At 47.3% G+C, this 16,628-nt stretch carries 17 protein-coding genes; 9 read left to right on the top strand and 8 right to left on the bottom strand.

Annotated features, from left to right (window positions below):
* Positions 1 to 5 precede the first annotated feature (5 nt).
* From glmM to ftsH, 3 genes are read right to left on the bottom strand one after another with little or no spacing between them, the layout of a single operon-like run.
* The gene (gene glmM / locus FJM67_RS02835) at positions 6 to 1,355 is read right to left on the bottom strand and encodes a phosphoglucosamine mutase (RefSeq protein ID WP_140587174.1); all 1,350 of its coding nucleotides are present in this window, start codon (positions 1,353 to 1,355) and stop codon (positions 6 to 8) included.
* Positions 1,352 to 2,185 carry a dihydropteroate synthase gene (folP, locus tag FJM67_RS02840; protein ID WP_140587175.1) on the bottom strand — a complete coding sequence of 278 codons (834 nt, stop codon included), beginning with the start codon at positions 2,183 to 2,185 and terminating at the stop codon, positions 1,352 to 1,354. The genes glmM and folP overlap by 4 nt, the downstream gene beginning before the upstream one ends.
* Positions 2,186 to 2,219: 34 nt before the next feature.
* Positions 2,220 to 4,202, bottom strand: coding sequence for an ATP-dependent zinc metalloprotease FtsH (ftsH, locus tag FJM67_RS02845; protein WP_235889971.1), 1,983 nt, complete (start codon positions 4,200 to 4,202; stop codon positions 2,220 to 2,222).
* 356 nt (positions 4,203 to 4,558) lie between these two features.
* Here ftsH and FJM67_RS02850 point away from each other — a divergent pair, with 356 nt between their 5' ends.
* Positions 4,559 to 4,861 (top strand): YhbY family RNA-binding protein, encoded by a 303-nt coding sequence (locus tag FJM67_RS02850; RefSeq protein ID WP_140587176.1) that lies wholly within the window; start codon positions 4,559 to 4,561, stop codon positions 4,859 to 4,861.
* Positions 4,862 to 4,925: 64 nt separating this feature from the next.
* Positions 4,926 to 5,729 carry a hypothetical protein gene (locus FJM67_RS02855; protein WP_140587177.1) on the top strand — a complete coding sequence of 268 codons (804 nt, stop codon included), beginning with the start codon at positions 4,926 to 4,928 and terminating at the stop codon, positions 5,727 to 5,729.
* Between the two features lie 9 nt (positions 5,730 to 5,738).
* On the opposite strand, the gene FJM67_RS02860 is transcribed toward FJM67_RS02855, so the two are convergent.
* From FJM67_RS02860 to FJM67_RS02875, 4 genes are all read right to left on the bottom strand, one after another.
* Positions 5,739 to 6,263, bottom strand: a complete 525-nt coding sequence (locus tag FJM67_RS02860) for an outer membrane beta-barrel protein (protein WP_181161415.1) — start codon at positions 6,261 to 6,263, stop codon at positions 5,739 to 5,741.
* Positions 6,264 to 6,316: 53 nt separating this feature from the next.
* Positions 6,317 to 6,658, bottom strand: coding sequence for an iron-sulfur cluster insertion protein ErpA (gene erpA, locus FJM67_RS02865; RefSeq protein WP_456237908.1), 342 nt, complete (start codon positions 6,656 to 6,658; stop codon positions 6,317 to 6,319).
* 79 nt (positions 6,659 to 6,737) lie between these two features.
* Entirely contained in the window at positions 6,738 to 8,327 is a 1,590-nt protein-coding gene (gene prfC, locus FJM67_RS02870; RefSeq protein WP_140587180.1) for a peptide chain release factor 3, read from the bottom strand.
* Between the two features lie 256 nt (positions 8,328 to 8,583).
* The gene (locus tag FJM67_RS02875) at positions 8,584 to 9,231 is read right to left on the bottom strand and encodes a LexA family protein (RefSeq protein ID WP_000854920.1); all 648 of its coding nucleotides are present in this window, start codon (positions 9,229 to 9,231) and stop codon (positions 8,584 to 8,586) included.
* A 117-nt stretch (positions 9,232 to 9,348) separates the two neighbouring features.
* Here FJM67_RS02875 and FJM67_RS02880 point away from each other — a divergent pair, with 117 nt between their 5' ends.
* Genes FJM67_RS02880 through eexS form a run of 7 tightly spaced genes read left to right on the top strand, consistent with a single transcriptional unit; the run spans position 9,349 to position 13,024 of the window.
* Positions 9,349 to 9,600 carry a transcriptional regulator gene (locus FJM67_RS02880; protein ID WP_011788534.1) on the top strand — a complete coding sequence of 84 codons (252 nt, stop codon included), beginning with the start codon at positions 9,349 to 9,351 and terminating at the stop codon, positions 9,598 to 9,600.
* A 55-nt stretch (positions 9,601 to 9,655) separates the two neighbouring features.
* Positions 9,656 to 10,525: a hypothetical protein gene (locus FJM67_RS02885; RefSeq protein ID WP_140587181.1), complete on the top strand. Its 870-nt coding sequence runs from the start codon at positions 9,656 to 9,658 to the stop codon at positions 10,523 to 10,525.
* Positions 10,526 to 10,565: 40 nt separating this feature from the next.
* On the top strand, positions 10,566 to 11,174 hold the full coding sequence (locus FJM67_RS02890) for a DUF6475 domain-containing protein (RefSeq protein WP_181161416.1): 609 nt from the start codon (positions 10,566 to 10,568) through the stop codon (positions 11,172 to 11,174).
* Entirely contained in the window at positions 11,161 to 11,709 is a 549-nt protein-coding gene (locus FJM67_RS02895) for a lytic transglycosylase domain-containing protein (RefSeq protein WP_140587182.1), read from the top strand. Before FJM67_RS02890 ends, FJM67_RS02895 begins: the two co-directional genes overlap by 14 nt.
* Positions 11,706 to 12,005, top strand: coding sequence for a flagellar transcriptional regulator FlhD (locus tag FJM67_RS02900; RefSeq protein WP_000210563.1), 300 nt, complete (start codon positions 11,706 to 11,708; stop codon positions 12,003 to 12,005). Before FJM67_RS02895 ends, FJM67_RS02900 begins: the two co-directional genes overlap by 4 nt.
* Positions 12,002 to 12,535: a FlhC family transcriptional regulator gene (locus FJM67_RS02905; protein WP_000566753.1), complete on the top strand. Its 534-nt coding sequence runs from the start codon at positions 12,002 to 12,004 to the stop codon at positions 12,533 to 12,535. Before FJM67_RS02900 ends, FJM67_RS02905 begins: the two co-directional genes overlap by 4 nt.
* 57 nt (positions 12,536 to 12,592) lie before the next feature.
* Positions 12,593 to 13,024: an entry exclusion protein EexS gene (gene eexS, locus FJM67_RS02910; protein WP_008843240.1), complete on the top strand. Its 432-nt coding sequence runs from the start codon at positions 12,593 to 12,595 to the stop codon at positions 13,022 to 13,024.
* Between the two features lie 32 nt (positions 13,025 to 13,056).
* On the opposite strand, the gene FJM67_RS02915 is transcribed toward eexS, so the two are convergent.
* Positions 13,057 to 16,626, bottom strand: a complete 3,570-nt coding sequence (locus FJM67_RS02915) for a conjugal transfer protein TraG N-terminal domain-containing protein (protein WP_140587183.1) — start codon at positions 16,624 to 16,626, stop codon at positions 13,057 to 13,059.
* Between the last annotated feature and the right edge of the window lie 2 nt (positions 16,627 to 16,628).

Genomic DNA, 16,628 nt, shown 5'->3' on the forward strand with positions numbered 1-16,628 from the left:
TAAATCTATTGTCCCTGTTTGGCGTCAGCAACGGCTTTCACTTCATTGGCAAGATAATTGACCAACTCATCGACAGTTTCTTCATCTCGGCCTTCTACCATAACGCGTATAAGAGGCTCTGTACCCGATGCACGCAGCAACACGCGACCAAGACCATTTAACCGATCATTGGCATGGGCGATCGCTTTTTGCAAAGAAGGCTCTTCTGCTGGCGCGAAGCGTTCGGCGACACGAATATTCTTTAGTTTTTGCGGGAACTTGGTAAAGCCTTGTAACAATTCATCCAGAGACTTTTGCTCTTCCACCATGGCACGCAACACTTGCAAAGCTGCGATAATACCGTCACCAGTCGTCGTGATATTGCGACATACGATATGGCCGGATGGTTCGCCACCCAATACCCATCCATGTTTCATCAGCAATTCGTTAACATACCGGTCGCCTACATTAGCGCGGCTAAAACCAATGCCATTTTCAGAAAATGCCAGCTCCAACCCAAAGTTACTCATCAGAGTACCAACAACCCCGCCGCTGAAACGACCTGTACGCATCAGGTGATTAGCGATAATGAAGAGAACATCATCTCCATCTCGCACGACGCCATGCTTATCCACCAAAATTAATCGGTCACCGTCACCATCCAAGGCAATACCCAAGTCAGCACCCTCTGCGAGAACATTTTTACGCAGCAATTCCGGCTTGGTTGCGCCGCTATCTTCATTGATATTCAAACCATCTGGGTTGATACCGATAGCGATTACTTCCGCACCCAATTCAGAAAATACTCTAGGCGCTACGTGATAGGTCGCTCCATCCGCACAATCGACAATGATCTTCAAACCAGTTAACTGCAAACCAATTGGGAAAGTCCCTTTGCAGTATTCAATATAACGACCTGCCGCATCATCAATACGGCGCGCCCTACCGATTAAGCTAGACTCGACCACCTCCATGGGCTGATCAAGGTAGTACTCAATCTCGGCCTCAATTTCATCACTCACTTTACCACCTTCGGCGGAGAAGAATTTGATACCGTTATCTGTATAAGGATTGTGAGAGGCGCTGATGACAATACCCGCACTGGCTCGGAAAGTACGGGTCAAGTAAGCAATAGCTGGCGTTGGCATTGGACCAACCAAGCGCACATCGGCACCGGCAGCCACAATACCCGACTCCAAAGCAGATTCGAACATGTATCCAGAGATACGGGTATCCTTACCGATCAGGATTTTTTTGTCTTTCTGCTTAAAAACTTGTCCAGCAGCCCACCCCAGCTTCAACATAAACTCAGGGGTTATCGGCGCTTTACCTACCGCACCTCGAATTCCGTCAGTACCAAAATATTTACGCTTCACGATTCACTCTCTATCCGATACATTAATTCCAACATTTGCACATGGGGTTTCACATCGTGCACACGAAATATCCGCGCGCCCTTCAGGTAGGTCGCAGCATTTGCCCCCATGGTGCCATATAAGCGCTCATCAACATTGGCATTTAGCACTTGGCCTATCATGGTTTTGCGGGACACCCCAATCAAAACTTCATGGCCTAACTCACACAATGCCTGAGTCTGATTTAATAGGGATAGATTGTGCTCTAGGGTTTTCCCAAAACCAATACCTGGATCGAGAATAATCTGCTGTTTATTGATGCCCGCCACCATAGCAGCTTCGGTGCGCCCCATTAGATAAGACAAAACTTCATCTAACAGTGCACTGTAACTTGGAGACTCTTGCATATCCACTGGCGTTCCTTGCATATGCATCAGACATACTGGCAAGCCTGTAGCCGCTGCTGCAGCGAGTGCCCCCGGACGCTCTAAAGCTCGCACATCGTTGATCAAGCCCGCTCCTAATCGCGCAGCCTCTAACATCACTTCTGGGGAACTGGTATCCACCGAAATTATCGTGTCGACCCGGTCGTTCAGCGCTTCAACGACCGGTAACACCCTGTCCATTTCCTCTTGCAAGGAAACTGGCGCCGCCCCTGGCCTGGTCGACTCGCCACCAACATCAATAAAAGCTGCTCCGTCACTCACCATCTGCTCTGCATGACGCAAAGCTTGCTCAAAGGTATTATGACGGCCGCCATCAGAAAAGGAATCTGGGGTGACGTTTAAAATCCCCATTACAAAAGGACGACAGAAGTCGAGGGACTTCTGTCCAAATTGAATAACAGACATAAATTATCTTTACGGAAAAAACAGAAGGAGAGGCCTAAGCCTCTCCTGTTGGTCGTTGTGGTGAAGGACTTTGCTCAGCCTCTGCCTGATCATGATCGGCGGCTGTATCAAGCGTCGCTTCTTCCCCGGACTGAGCATCTTGCTCAGCTTGCGGCTTTGACTTGCTGCCACCATTAGGATCACTCCAACCTTCTGGTGGGGTTGGTTTGCGACCTTCCATGATTTCTTTGATTTGCTTCGCATCGATAGTCTCATACAACATCAATGCATCCGCCATCATATCCAACTTATCACGGTTCTCTTCCAAGATCTGCGTTGCTTTTTGATAACAGCGGTCAATCACAGAACGTACTTCCGCATCGAGTTTCTTACCGGTTTCTGGCGAGAAATAATTAGCCTTACTACCAGTAGAGCCACCAAGGAAGCCACCATTGCCATCTTCTTCCTCATAAGCAAAGGCACCTAACTCTTGAGACAAGCCCCATTTGGTGATCATATTACGCGCCAACTTAGTAGCACGCTCGATGTCATTGGAAGCGCCAGTAGAAACACCATCGAAACCATGCAGAATCTCTTCCGCAATTCGGCCACCATACAAGCTACAGATTTGTGATTCGATACCGCGTTTACTTAAGCTGTACTTGTCTTCTTCAGGTAAGTACATAGTCACACCTAAAGCGCGACCACGTGGAATAATAGTCACTTTGTAAACCGGATCATGCTCTGGCATCAAGTAGCCGACAATAGCGTGCCCTGCTTCGTGATATGCCGTGTTGCGCTTTTCTTCTTCCTTCATCACCATGGATTTACGTTCAGCACCCATGAGGATTTTGTCTTTAGCCAACTCAAGCAATTCCATATTCACTAAGCGACGATTAGAGCGCGCCGCGAATAGAGCCGCCTCGTTGACTAAGTTCGCTAGATCAGCACCGGAGAAACCTGGTGTACCACGAGCGATATTTTTTGGTTCCACATCATCGTCAACCGGCACTTTGCGCAAGTGAACCTTCAAGATTTGCTCACGACCACGAATATCCGGCAAGCCAACCGTCACCTGACGGTCAAAACGACCGGGGCGTAGCAACGCAGGGTCAAGTACATCTGGGCGGTTGGTAGCAGCAATAACAATGATACCTTCGTTACCTTCGAAGCCATCCATTTCAACCAACAACTGGTTTAGCGTCTGTTCACGCTCGTCGTTACCGCCACCCATACCGGAACCACGGTTGCGACCCACTGCGTCGATTTCATCAATAAAGATGATACAAGGTGCATGTTTCTTCGCTTGCTCAAACATGTCGCGTACACGAGAAGCACCGACACCCACGAACATTTCTACGAAGTCAGAACCTGAGATGGTAAAAAATGGCACTTTAGCTTCACCAGCAATCGCTTTGGCAAGCAAGGTTTTACCTGTACCCGGAGGACCCACCATCAAAATACCGCGCGGGATCTTACCACCCAAACGCTGGAATTTACCCGGCTCGCGCAGAAAGTCTACTAGCTCTTCAACATCCTCTTTGGCTTCATCACAGCCAGCCACGTCGGCAAACGTAGTTTTAATCTGGTCTTCAGGTAGCAAACGAGCCTTAGACTTACCGAAAGACATTGGTCCGCCTTTACCGCCACCACCGCCTTGCATTTGGCGCATAAAGAAGACGAAAATCGCCAAAATCAACAAAATCGGAAAGCTAGCCACCAACAACTGAGTCCATAGACTCTGCTGCTCCGGCATACGACCTTCTACTACAACGTTGTTGCTCAGCAGATCGTCCATAATTTTCGGATCAGCCGCCGCTGGGCGTACGGTTTCAAAGCCATCACCACTGGTTCGGCTACCACTGATGGTATAGCCATCAATCACGACACGGGCAATGCGCCCCTCGTGAACTTCTTGGACAAACTCAGAGTATGAAATACGATTCATATCTGACGTTGTATTGAAATTGTTGAACACAGTGAGCAGCACCGCTGCAATCACCAACCACAACAAAATATTTTTGAGCATATCGTTCAAGAGCACACCTCTTAACGGTTAGTTTTGTGAAGCAGTCGGCTTCACCGTGTTAACCTTAAAGCTATATTCTAGGCTATAAACCCCTAATGGGGACTAGCCATTGAAATTACAAGAGCTTCCTGCATCGCACCTAAGTGACGCTCTTTACTATCAGCTCAAGCAAAGACGATAGTGAAAGATTCCTTAAGTATGCCAGTTCGACCGAAAAAGAAGCCTTTCGTTCCTCTTTTAAGTAGACAGAAGTCGATAACTTCCTATGAATCAGCATACCTAATCAGGTGCATATTCCGTTATAATATCTCCTAACCTCGACCGCCTCCAATAAAGAGGGTCAACTAATATGAGAAAATTTAACTATGAGCCTAACAAACGTACAAAAAAAGCAATATCGCCTCATCGGTCACAGCCTTAACCCAGTCGTCACCGTTGCTGGCAATGGCTTAACTGAAAACGTTTTTGCTGAAATCGACCGTGCTTTAGAAGACCACGAACTCATCAAAGTACGTTACAGCATTGTAGATCGCGACGTACGTGAAACTTTGGTTAAAGAAACAGCCAAGGTACTAAAATGCGAAACCGTACAGACTATCGGTAAAGTCGCCCTTTTCTACCGCGCTGCGCTCGAACCAAACCCAAAGCTATCCAATCTACTGCGCTAAATTCTCAACTCCCCTCGATTGACGACGATAACGAAGTGATCAGGCACTTTCTTGGGGAGTCAGTATGATTTTCATTGAACCCACATCTAGGTTACGCGACTTTAGTGAAATCAGATCTCTACGGACTGCATATCGCAGTCGCCTCACAGTAGAGCAGGATCAGCTAACACTTAGCCATGCCGCCAAAGATGTCCACGAGATAGAATTAAATAATAATGGCGCGCTTACCCTTACCAGTAGTGACAGTTTATTAGCTAATCTAATTGAGCATTTACTGCGCCATATCGACCACGCCGAAGCCAAGGTCACCGCCATCAGCCAAATAGCCGATGACAAATCTCAGTGGCAAATATTTCTGCAAACACCACCACTGCGACCTCAAGCCAGTAGCGAGGCCTACTCTTTGGAAGCGCTAGGCAGCAAGAAAAAAACACCAAGCAAATTGCTGCGCGTACCCGTATATGGTCAGGACGGTAGCTATTTTGAATGGCTCACTCAGCTGCGCCCACCTGCAAGCGGTACACCACCAAAGTGGTTACAACAACTACCTAATAACTTCGTCTTAAGCGCTCTTCGCACTCCCTACACCGAAGAAATACTACAAGCTATACCTACTTCTTGGCGCTTTGTTGTCGACCAAGACGGAGAGCCCGATCCATTACGAGAACTCCATCGCGACAACCAAGCACCTTGGCAGGGTCTTAACGGACTACAATGGTGGCTCGATAGTGACCACCAAGGACTACCAATCGTGATCGCGGACAGTCAATTCGGGTATGTCTATGTGGGTAACATTATTCCGCAATTGGCAACAGTAACTAAGAACGACTCTATCGAGTTCAGCAGTAACACAGACACCAGCGCCTAGATCGATCAACTAGGGAAAACGATAGCTCAGACCAAATAAAGTGGAACTCTCACTGTCGCCACCTTTCACACCGGCTTCATTAAGCGTGTACGCAAGATTTAGCCCTAAATTCGTTGTTAACGGATGTTCCACACCAAACCCGAGACGCAGCGCAAACTGCTCATTTGCAACACTTGGAGAGGTAGCGATGTAGCCCACTCCAACTAACAAATAAGGTCGAATGACACCAAAGGAGGTACGTAGTTGAACATCGATGCTGTGAGCGGAGGTCGACAGCTCTTTAGAACTCTTTCCAACAAAACTCTTGCTTGCAAGCAAGCTCGTCCCGGTGACGGCAACTTGGTCACTAATATGGTATTGCAGCGCCACAGCCGCACCTATTACGTCCAAGTCCTGCTCATCAAACCCACGCTCAACGGAAGACAAGTATAGAGATTGCACCCCTAGACCTAGGGAAAATGGAGAAACTGCCGCTGCATTTGAAGCAACAAACGCACTTAACAGCAACGACAGCGATAGAAAATATTTAGACATGGAGTTCCTTGCCAACATCAGACAAATTTAGGCAAGTGTACCCCATCCAGAGATTAGATACTAAAGCTAGCACCACAACCGCAAGTGGAAGAAGCGTTAGGATTCGCCACAACAAAACGAGAACCTTCCAAATTCTCTACGTAGTCGACCTCAGAGCCCACCAAGTACTGAAAGCTCAGAGCATCCACCACCATGGTTGCACCATCGCGCTGCACTTGAGTGTCATCTTCCTGCAGCTCTTCGTCAAACGTAAAGCCGTATTGAAAGCCGGAACAGCCTCCACCCGTTACGTAGACACGCAACATCAGCCTGTCGTTTTCTTCTTCTGCAATCAAGTTCTTCAATTTTGCCGCAGCAGCATCGGTGAAAGAGATTGGGTCAGCGGATTCAACCATGATCTGTCGTTTACCTAATCTTAAAAAGTGACTTGGGTCAAGATTATCCTCTTAACCCAGTAAATTAGTCAAGTATAGATCAGTGTTCACGTGTAGCGCGGAAGGTGACTTCAGGGAAGCGCTCTTTCGCTAAATTCAAATTCACCATGGTCGGCGCAATGTAGGCAAGGTTATCGCCGCCATCGAGCGCCAAGTTGGTCTCATTTTTGCGTTTGAACTCTTCGAAACGTTTATTATCGCTGCAATCTACCCAACGGGCAGTAGCCACGTTCACGCTTTCATAGATAGCTTCCACGTTGTATTCGGCTTTCAGGCGGGCAACGACCACGTCAAACTGCAGAATACCCACCGCCCCTACGATTAGGTCATTGTTAATCAAAGGACGGAATACCTGCACAGCACCTTCCTCCGACAATTGCACCAAGCCTTTTAACAGTTGTTTTTGCTTTAACGGATCTTTCAGACGAATGCGGCGGAACAACTCTGGGGCAAAGTTAGGAATACCGGCAAATTTTAGACTTTCACCCTGGGTAAAGGTGTCGCCAATCTGAATCGTGCCATGGTTGTGCAAACCAATAATGTCACCGGCAAACGCCTCTTCTGCACGGGAGCGATCCCCCGCCAAGAAAGTTACTGCATCAGAGATACTGATTTGCTTACCAATACGCACGTGATTCATCTTCATACCTTGCTGATATGAGCCTGAAACGATGCGCAAGAAAGCGATACGATCCCGGTGTTTTGGATCCATATTCGCTTGAATTTTGAACACGAAGCCAGTGAACTTTTCTTCGGTCGCTTCGACTTCGCGCTCATTGGCTTGACGTGGCATTGGTGCCGGCGCCCATTCCGTCAAGCCATCCAACATATGATCCACCCCAAAGTTACCTAGAGCAGTACCAAAGTAGACCGGTGTTAACTCTCCTTCCAGGAACAATTCTTTATCAAACTCATTGGAGGCACCAGTAACAAGCTCAAGCTCATCCCGTAATTGTGTAGCTAAATCCTCTCCCACAGCAGAGTCTAGCTCAGGATTATCCAAGCCTTTGATGATACGCACTTCTTGGATGGTATGACCTTGTCCAGTACTGTAGAGAATGGTTTCATCCCGATGCAGATGATAAACCCCCTTAAAGGCCTTACCACAACCAATCGGCCAAGTGATTGGCGCGCACATGATATTCAGCTCATTTTCCACTTCATCCAGCAATTCCAGTGGGTCACGAATATCACGGTCAAGTTTGTTCATAAAAGTAATGATAGGCGTATCCCGTAAGCGGGTAACTTCCATCAACTTACGTGTACGATCCTCGACACCTTTCGCCGCATCAATCACCATCAGACAAGAGTCAACCGCAGTCAACGTACGGTAAGTGTCTTCCGAAAAGTCCTCGTGTCCCGGCGTATCCAGTAGGTTTACCAAGCAATCGTTGTAGGGAAACTGCATCACAGAGGTAGTGATAGAGATACCACGCTCTTTCTCCATTTCCATCCAGTCTGACTTGGCATGCTGATTAGAGCCACGCCCCTTCACTGTACCTGCAACCTGAATAGCTCGTCCGAATAGCAACACCTTCTCTGTAATGGTGGTCTTACCGGCATCCGGGTGCGAGATGATAGCAAAGGTCCTTCGCTTATTGATTTCATTAAGAAAATCTTGGTTTGCCATGTATAAATTCTTTTAGTTTGTACACGGATTTGTACACACTTTTGGAAGTACTCTCTTTTCAGTTCTTCGCTTGTCAAATCCGTCGTGTTAATCGTAATTGGCCGCTATTTTCGCTGATCTTGACTTTATAAACAATCAATGGTTATCTAATCGGTTACCATTTACTCTCAGCGTGCGCCAATGCTCAGTTGTAGCTGTTTGCAATCTTTGCTTCTTCAGCTCATGAACAACTGTGGCTAAACCACAAATTCCTTCGCTACCAAAAATCGATGATAGCTTGTCGTACAACACCAATGATGGTGCAGTTGCCGTTGATCGGTATTGCAGGGTATTGCGGGTTCAAAGGTTTTAGGTACTTCTGTTCACCATCAATGACCAACTGCTTAAAGGTTGCTTCTTTCGAATCATCCAAACGCGCAACAACCAATGAACCTGAAGAGTACGGTAACTCGGGATCAACAACGATCACTGCCCCCTCAGGTATGGATTTTTTGCCGCTTGGATTTTCCATACTGTCGCCTTTTACGCGAAGTGCGAAACAACCCTCATGTGCTTTCCCTGTGACTTCACGCCACTCTTCAGCATCTTCATGGGCAAATCCCTCCGCTATTTCAGTCCAATCACCGGCCTGAACCCAGTTAATGAGAGGAATTCTTCCCTTAATGTCAGGCCCAACTTCTACATTACCGACCCCCAAGCCAATCTCGCCATCACCTGTGGCGAGCCAATGAGCATTCACGCGAAGCGCTTCCGCGATCTGCATGGTGTAACGAGACCTAGCCGATTTACCAGAGCAAATCTGGCTGATCGACTGCTGTTTGATACCAATGCGACGAGCCAACTCAGACTGAGTCACCCCAGTAAGCTGCAAGGCATGGTTTAGTCGTTCGGATAAAGTTTTCATAAGCCCGCATTCTACAAATAAAACTGTAGCCTTTCAACAATTTTAACTGTTGACTTATCTACAGTTAAAACTGTAACATTCAATCTTGTAACAGTTTTTATTGTAACAGGAGACGGTATGGAAGTGTTCAACACGACACAAAAACATCTCCGCCGTGCCATTGACTTGGTCGGCGGGCAATCAGCATTAGCGCGAGCCATCAACTCAAAACAGCAAAACGTCTGGTTTTGGTTGAATAAATCAGGACGTGTTCCCGCTGAATTCGTTTTACCCATCGAACAAGCTACGCAAGGACAGGTAACCCGATCTCAGTTAAGACCGGATATCTATCCCGAAGGCCAAAGCGAGCTGAAAGCCAGTAACCAGTAGGATTAAGGGCAAGTAATGGTCAGCATTTTACGTAAATACAGAAGCGAGTTCCTCCATGCGTGATTATGGCAAGGTCTATACCCGCTTTTGGCTAAAGCAAAACGTTTTGTCCTGGAGTGACTCAGCGAAGTTGCTAGGACTGTATTTGCTTACATGCCCACATTGTAATTTGCTTGGCTGCTTTCGATTGCCGATTGGTTACGTTGCTTCTGACTTGAACTGGGATGAGCAACAGGTTGCCAAGGCTCTAAATGAGTTAGAACAAGATCAGTTCCTCCTTCGTTGCGAGGAATCCGGTTGGACTTTGATTCGGAGCTTTCTGAAGCACAACCCAATCGAAAACCCAAACCAAGGTAAAGCAGCCTTTCGGTTGCTTAAAGATGTACCTGCCGACTTCATTGGCATGGCATCGCTTTTGAAATCTCTTGCCGCTTTTCAAGCTCGGCTACCAGAAGAATTTTCATCATTGTTTATGCCTGATGGCAACCCGGTTAGGGACTCTCAACGGTCGGATGACTCTGAGAGAAGCAATAAACCAACAGTTAAAACTGTTGACCACATACAGTTTGAAGACTTCTGGGATGTACAAATACGCAAAGAAAAAAAAGCGAAAGCCAAAGAAGAATGGCTACGCATGGGACTCAATGAAGACCATGAACTCGCCTTGGAAGTGCTAACACGCTGGAAAGAGCAACGAGACAACCGATTGCAGTATCAAGATCGGACTAAGACCCCTATGCCACATAACTGGCTTTTAAACCGGCAATGGGAAGACGAGTACGTTCGCATTGATGAAGTACAGCAATCATCGACGAGCCTAAAGGGCAGCAATCACCAATTGAACATTGAAGAAAGCAATCGCCGCATTGCTGAAAGCTGGGCCGGACCAGGTATTCGGGAGGTTCGTTCAAGTGCAGGAGGTTGATAAACGCGAGTTTGCTGAAGTTTGGGGAGCTGCTTGGACCATGTATGGCAAAAGCGTATCACCACAATTGCTATCCATCGCATTTGAAGCCCTTCGTGCTTATAGCATTGAAGAAGTGCGAATCGGTCTGACTCGGCATATTCAATCACCGGATACTGGGCAATTTTTTCCAAAGCCCGCTGACGTCATCAAGCATATCGATGGCAACTCGGGTTCAAGAGCCATGGTTGCTTGGAACAAAGTTGACAAGGCTGTTCGTCAGGTTGGCGCTTGGACATCCGTGATGTTTGACGATGCGCTTATTCACCGCGTTATTTCAGACATGGGGGGATGGGTTGAACTCTGCAAGGTAGATGACAGGGAATACCCCTTTAAACAAAAAGAGTTTTTAACACGCTACCAGACTTACTTGTTGCGGGACGAAGTGGGTGAATACCCAAGGCTATTACAAGGTATTGCAGACCATCAGAACCAGCAAAAAGGATTTGATATGCAAGCGCCAGTTGCCGTGGGCGACTGGTCAAAAGCAGCACAAGTTTATACAAGAGGCATCACCGACTTTAGCGCAGTGCCTTTGAAAAGAATAAGCCCGAAAGCCATTCAGGCGCTTCTCGGAAATCAATTAGAGGACAAAAATGAAAACGATTAAAGCAAAAACCATTGCCCTAGTGATAGCCATGTCCGCAAGCACTTCAGTCTATGCGTTTCCGGGCTATCAGTGGGAAAAAGCAGCACAAAGCGTTGGTATTGATCCAGTCATGCTCTACGCCGTTGCCTTAGCTGAGTCGGCCTCACATCGTGGTCTCAACATGACCAGTCCATGGCCATACGCAATTCGCAATGGTTCAAACGCAACCTACGCCAAATCTCAGACAGAAGCGGAGCAACTGTTAAGCCAGGCACTGCAAGAGAGTGAAAAATACCAGCTCGATATTGGCCTAATGCAAATCAATTTGCATTGGCACGGACATCGGGTGAGCTCAGCAGCAGAACTGCTAGACCCCATCACCAACCTAACTGTCGGCTCCAGTATTTTGGCCGAAGCAATCAAATCTTCACCAAACGATTTAGAGCTTGGCATAGGCCGCTATCACAGCTGGAACGAAGAGCGTGCACGCTGGTATGGGCAAAGAGTGCTTTCTATTTATCGCAATATTCTACATGAACTGGAGGTCCGTCAATGACAACCAATCAACAAGACTTCTATCAATTAAATTTGGCATACCTACACGCAGCACGGGAATTGGCGCGCATTGATCCACAAGAGGCGGTCTTGCGCTTTGGACTTACACGCGATGTGGTTGATGCGCTGATTAATGCTGGAGTTGACGACCTGCAACGAGTGGCGACCTCATCATTCATGCTGTTTCAACCAAGGGGTAACCAAAGCCAACTGATTGAGATGGTGAAGAGCAAAGGCACAGGTATCCCAAGAATCGCTTATTTATTATCAACCCTAAACAACAAGGGGGATGCATGATTGATAACCTGTCCAAAAGTGAGCTGTTTACCCGAGCCTCGCTGCTTATTAAATACGGATTTCGAACAACCATTATCGCGCTCGATACAGGTTTGCCAATCCACATTATCAGAAGGCTCCATAAAGAAGTGACTGGCAAGTCACCTTGTCCTGGTCAATTGCCAGAATCTGATGCCATCGTCAAAAGCAGAAGAGCATTAGTTGAAGGCTCCCTGCTGATGGCGCTTTATGTCAATATTGGTGGTGACAATGTCTACAAGCAATTAAATATTGATGCTTTGATGAAGGCTTACGATGCGTACTTGGTTGCAAGAGAAGAAGCAGATCTTCCAGCTGAGATCCCATGGAAAAAACTGACCATCAATGAAGGTTGGGTTCTAGCTCGTGATTTAAGGTCACAGCTTGCATCCTTACACCGTTGTCGATGCGGTAGTCTGTATTTGACGGTATCTCAACAGCGCATTCAGCTTAAATGTCCTGTGTGTGAGATTATGGCCGAGCAAACCACTAGAGCACTTTTTGAGAACTAACATGCTGATGCATGATTTGATTGTGCACCTCCCGTGCACTTTGAGAGTACTAACAAGATGACAAACTTACTTAAATCTTTACCAGCACGCTGCTGGTTTATATCACTGGGACTTTTTCTGGCGACTTTGGCTGCGGCTCATTTTTTTCCATCAGAAATATTAACGGCATCTGCCAAGTTAGCGGCTTTGCCATTTCTGATCTGCACCATCGTTTTTTTCGGCTACTTGGGATTCAAAGCGACCTGTAACCCCATCGGCCTAATAGCCATCATCACGATGCTTTTAGCAATCGCATATTGGCAAGCGAGTTGGACAATTGTTGGTTTGGGACTCTTTTTCATAGCTATTTGTACTGGAATTAGATTCTTGAGTAGCCAAGTTAAAGATTCGGGTAGAACTTTGAGCATTGAAGAAAAATGGTATTGGTATAAGCTCCATTCGTTTTTTGATGGCTTTTATCCAAGGTATCCCAAAAAGCCAAAAAAATAGCCAGCCCACCACAAGCTGGCTACCTTCTATTTTCAGTTCCTTCCTGATGCCTGGTTATAAGCCCTAATATCGATCAAGTTGTTCTGAGCATAATCTCCCGCAAGCGATGCATTTGAGATCACCGCTATCTGCTTATCCACAAATGCTTTATCTTCTTCGGACACACTGTCAGGAATGTAAGCGCCACTCTCATCCTTTTGACGATACTCATTTAGCATTTGCTCCCTTAGACCTAGCATTTCAGGCGACCAACTCGATGAGTCTTCAGAGTTGAATACGCGTCCCGCCAAACCTTCATTGAAAGCTTGAGCGAACACTTGACTTTGAATCGGAGTCAATCCCATTCTCTGCCCTTCGCTGTATGCTTCCTGTTTGAAATCATCGGCATACTGTTCTAAGAACTCACCATATCGATTGTTAACTGCCGCACCAAATGCCCCCGCCAACATGGCTTCAGACTTAGTGCCCCAGTTTACTTCGGAGGCATACTGCGAACTCGATCCACTGTATGCATCATTAAACGCCGTCAATGGATTTTCCAAAGAGGTTCCGGCATCAACGGCGGCTTTTAACCCATCCCAGGTTGATTTGCTGGCCACCGTTGCGTTGTGCAAGAAACCTCGTGAGCCAGGATCTTCAAGCGCTTGTTCTTTGTAACTCTCATAGTCTTCGCCAAAGTGATTCAAGGTATGCAGAGCTGCATCAGTATGCTTGCCACTGAAATCACCAATAGCACTGGCGCTGTTGAAGAACATTTCAGCACCAGAGACTCCGCTATCATCAGCCATAATGCGAGATCGCCACTGAGAGCCAGCTTCACTGTTTAGTCCAGATTGATAGGTACTTGTGTCAGAAGCTACGGCCTGCTGGGCTTGTTGCTGATGCGCATTCAGCTGTCCATCTACACCAGAAAGATTGGTTTGGTAAGCAGATTGAGCCGAATTGAACTGCGTTTGAACTCTTGCAGCATCCTCATAGCCTCCCAGAACACCGGATTCAACTTGGCTTTGAGTGCCACCAAAAGTAGGTGCAGTTGATGACAAGCCTTCATTAGAGCGTGGCTGAATTGATCGTAAATCGGCTCCGGTAGCCATGGCCATAACAGTCATTGCTGCTTGATAGTCATTGTCTCGTTCAGCGGGCGTCGAGGAGTTGCTATAGGTTAAAGACTCCATAGCTGCGGCCACATACGCCTGATTATCATCAGGTAGCAAGCGCTGATACATTGGAAGGTTTTCACGTAATCGGTTACCTGCTTCAACATGCTGGTTCATATAGCGACCTAAATAATCCATGACTTCAGGATTATCCGCTGCTAATCGAGTTAACGTCGCACCATCCGTGTTCCTTTGTCCTGATAGACTGTAGCTGGCCTGATCAAGCTCACTAAAGCGGTTTGATGCCGTGATAACGTCTTGTGCTGAACTCTGAAGTGACTGATAGTCTTGATTAGACAACGACATCTCAACGCCAGAGCGTCTTGAATCTGAAAGGTCCTTAACCATCGCATCGCGAAACTCAGCACGTCGTGAATCACTTGATGCCAAGCTTTGCATCTCCCCTGTGAGCGTATTTGCGGTCGTAGATCGAGAACTCCCTTCTGACGACTCAACTTGGCCACTAAAATTACCACCTAAATCTAGGCCTGCTCGTACCCTTGATAGTTTTGGTACACGAGATGAGTCTGGCTTATCCATTCCTGGCAAGTTGCCCTGTGGAGAATCATTGCCGCCCGTACCAAGAAGCCTTCCAAGAAAACCCTTATCAGCAACTTCTTTCTCACCGGGATTAGTAATGGTTCCATCGCCACCAACCCTTAGTCCGCCAGATAACACGCCCGATACCAAGCCACGTACAGCGTCTTTTTTATCGTCTCCGAAACCATACCGTGTTTGCAGGTCATCAGTGACCTGATTAACAACGGCGCTAGATGCGGAATTAGAAGAACCAATCTGACGTCCAACCGAAGAAAGGTTGTCGTAACTTAGCTTTTCACCAAAAGTTCGGCTCATGGTATTGCCAACTTGACGGCTAAAGGCTTGAGTTGCCTGAGTCATGGATTCTTTTGCAGAGCCGACCATTGAACCCACTGCATTTCCGACAGAGAAACTGCTTAGTAGGTTTGACGCGCCGGTCATCGCAGAACCCGTAAGGGCAGAATTTTGGAACATTGACTGTGATTGCATTACCGGGGCATTTTTCGCGACATCTGGACTTGCCATCTTTTCATCAATGGCATCACCGTTTTGAAGACGTCCAGCCAAGTGGGTTGCAGTTATTGCTGAGCCATACACGAGCATGAGCGAAATCGCCGGAACACTCGACGCCAACATACCGCCAGTAGCTATCCAGGTTTGCAGTACTGAATCCATCTGCATCATCCCAGCAAAAGATGGCACTTCTGTACCTGCAAAGGCATCAAGAGCCGACATTTTCCCTGCAACGGTTAAATGAATATACAGGTTAATGATGGCCATGACAGGCATCCAAAGTTGAATCCAAAGCAGGATTAACAAGTACTTCCCAGCCATTCGCATCCCGATTTGGCCAAGGGCTATCACAAAGGCCATCAAAGGGGTGATGGCGTAAATGAAACCCTCAAAAAACGTCATCATCGGACGAACGATACTTTGGAACAGGGTCTGCTCCGCCGCCCATTGCGTATTGCGCTGCTCAATCGCTTGGTTAACCATAACGGCTGCGGTGAAAGCTTGATCATCCATATATTTGCCCGTCACGCTTTGCTCATAAATAGGCAAAAGCACCGACGCGGTCATGTACTCTTGGGTGTTAACCGAAGCCAAACCAAGGTTATTCAGTGCATTTCGGATCACGTCATCAGTGTCCGTTGCTGACGAAGTCCCCAATGAGGCCGACAGAACCTGTTTAAGCCTTGGAATGAAGGTTGATTCTGTCATGAGTTTCAGTTGGCTGTAGGCATCAGTGCAGTCCAAATCGCTACTGCTACCACTGAGCATGATGCGCGTGCCATAAATGCGCGAATCAAACCTAATCGCAGTCATCGGGTTAGGATCACTCAGCACCTGATCGAGGTTCTTTTGGCCAATGTCGATACCAATCAAGGTGCACTCTTTGATGTAGTTAAACCACGATTGCTCGATGTCCGAACCGGCGACACGATTTGCATCACCCAACCCCGAGCGATCCATCACCTGTTTTCTCACTTTAATCAGTGACTGTAAACTGGATGCAAAGCCGTATTCCGTCATGGCGGGAGTTGAGAACGCCGTTTCAAACAATCGCGTGATTTGAAAGCCAACAGTCGAAATCGTACTGCCTGCGGCAGCAACACCGATGGGCACATTATCAACCACTCGAACTTGTCCCGTGTACGCATCCTCAATGCTCACTCGGGTACTGGGTCCAAACATGGTTGCAAAGACTAGCCATGAGACTAAAACGTGTTGAAAGTTAATCCCACGACCGCCTTGCATTAAGGCCTGGACAGAGACCATCAATACCCCAATGAGCAAGCCAATGCGAACCATTGAAGTAAAATCGCCTGTACCAGTGATCATCGCGACAGCGTTCAAGACCTGCTCTAAAAAAGCCGAATCCCCGATGGAATAGATTTCCCACATGA

The sequence above is a fragment of the Maribrevibacterium harenarium genome (genome assembly GCF_006385675.1).
In the GTDB taxonomy this organism is placed as follows: Bacteria; Pseudomonadota; Gammaproteobacteria; order Pseudomonadales; family Marinomonadaceae; genus Marinomonas; species Marinomonas harenarium.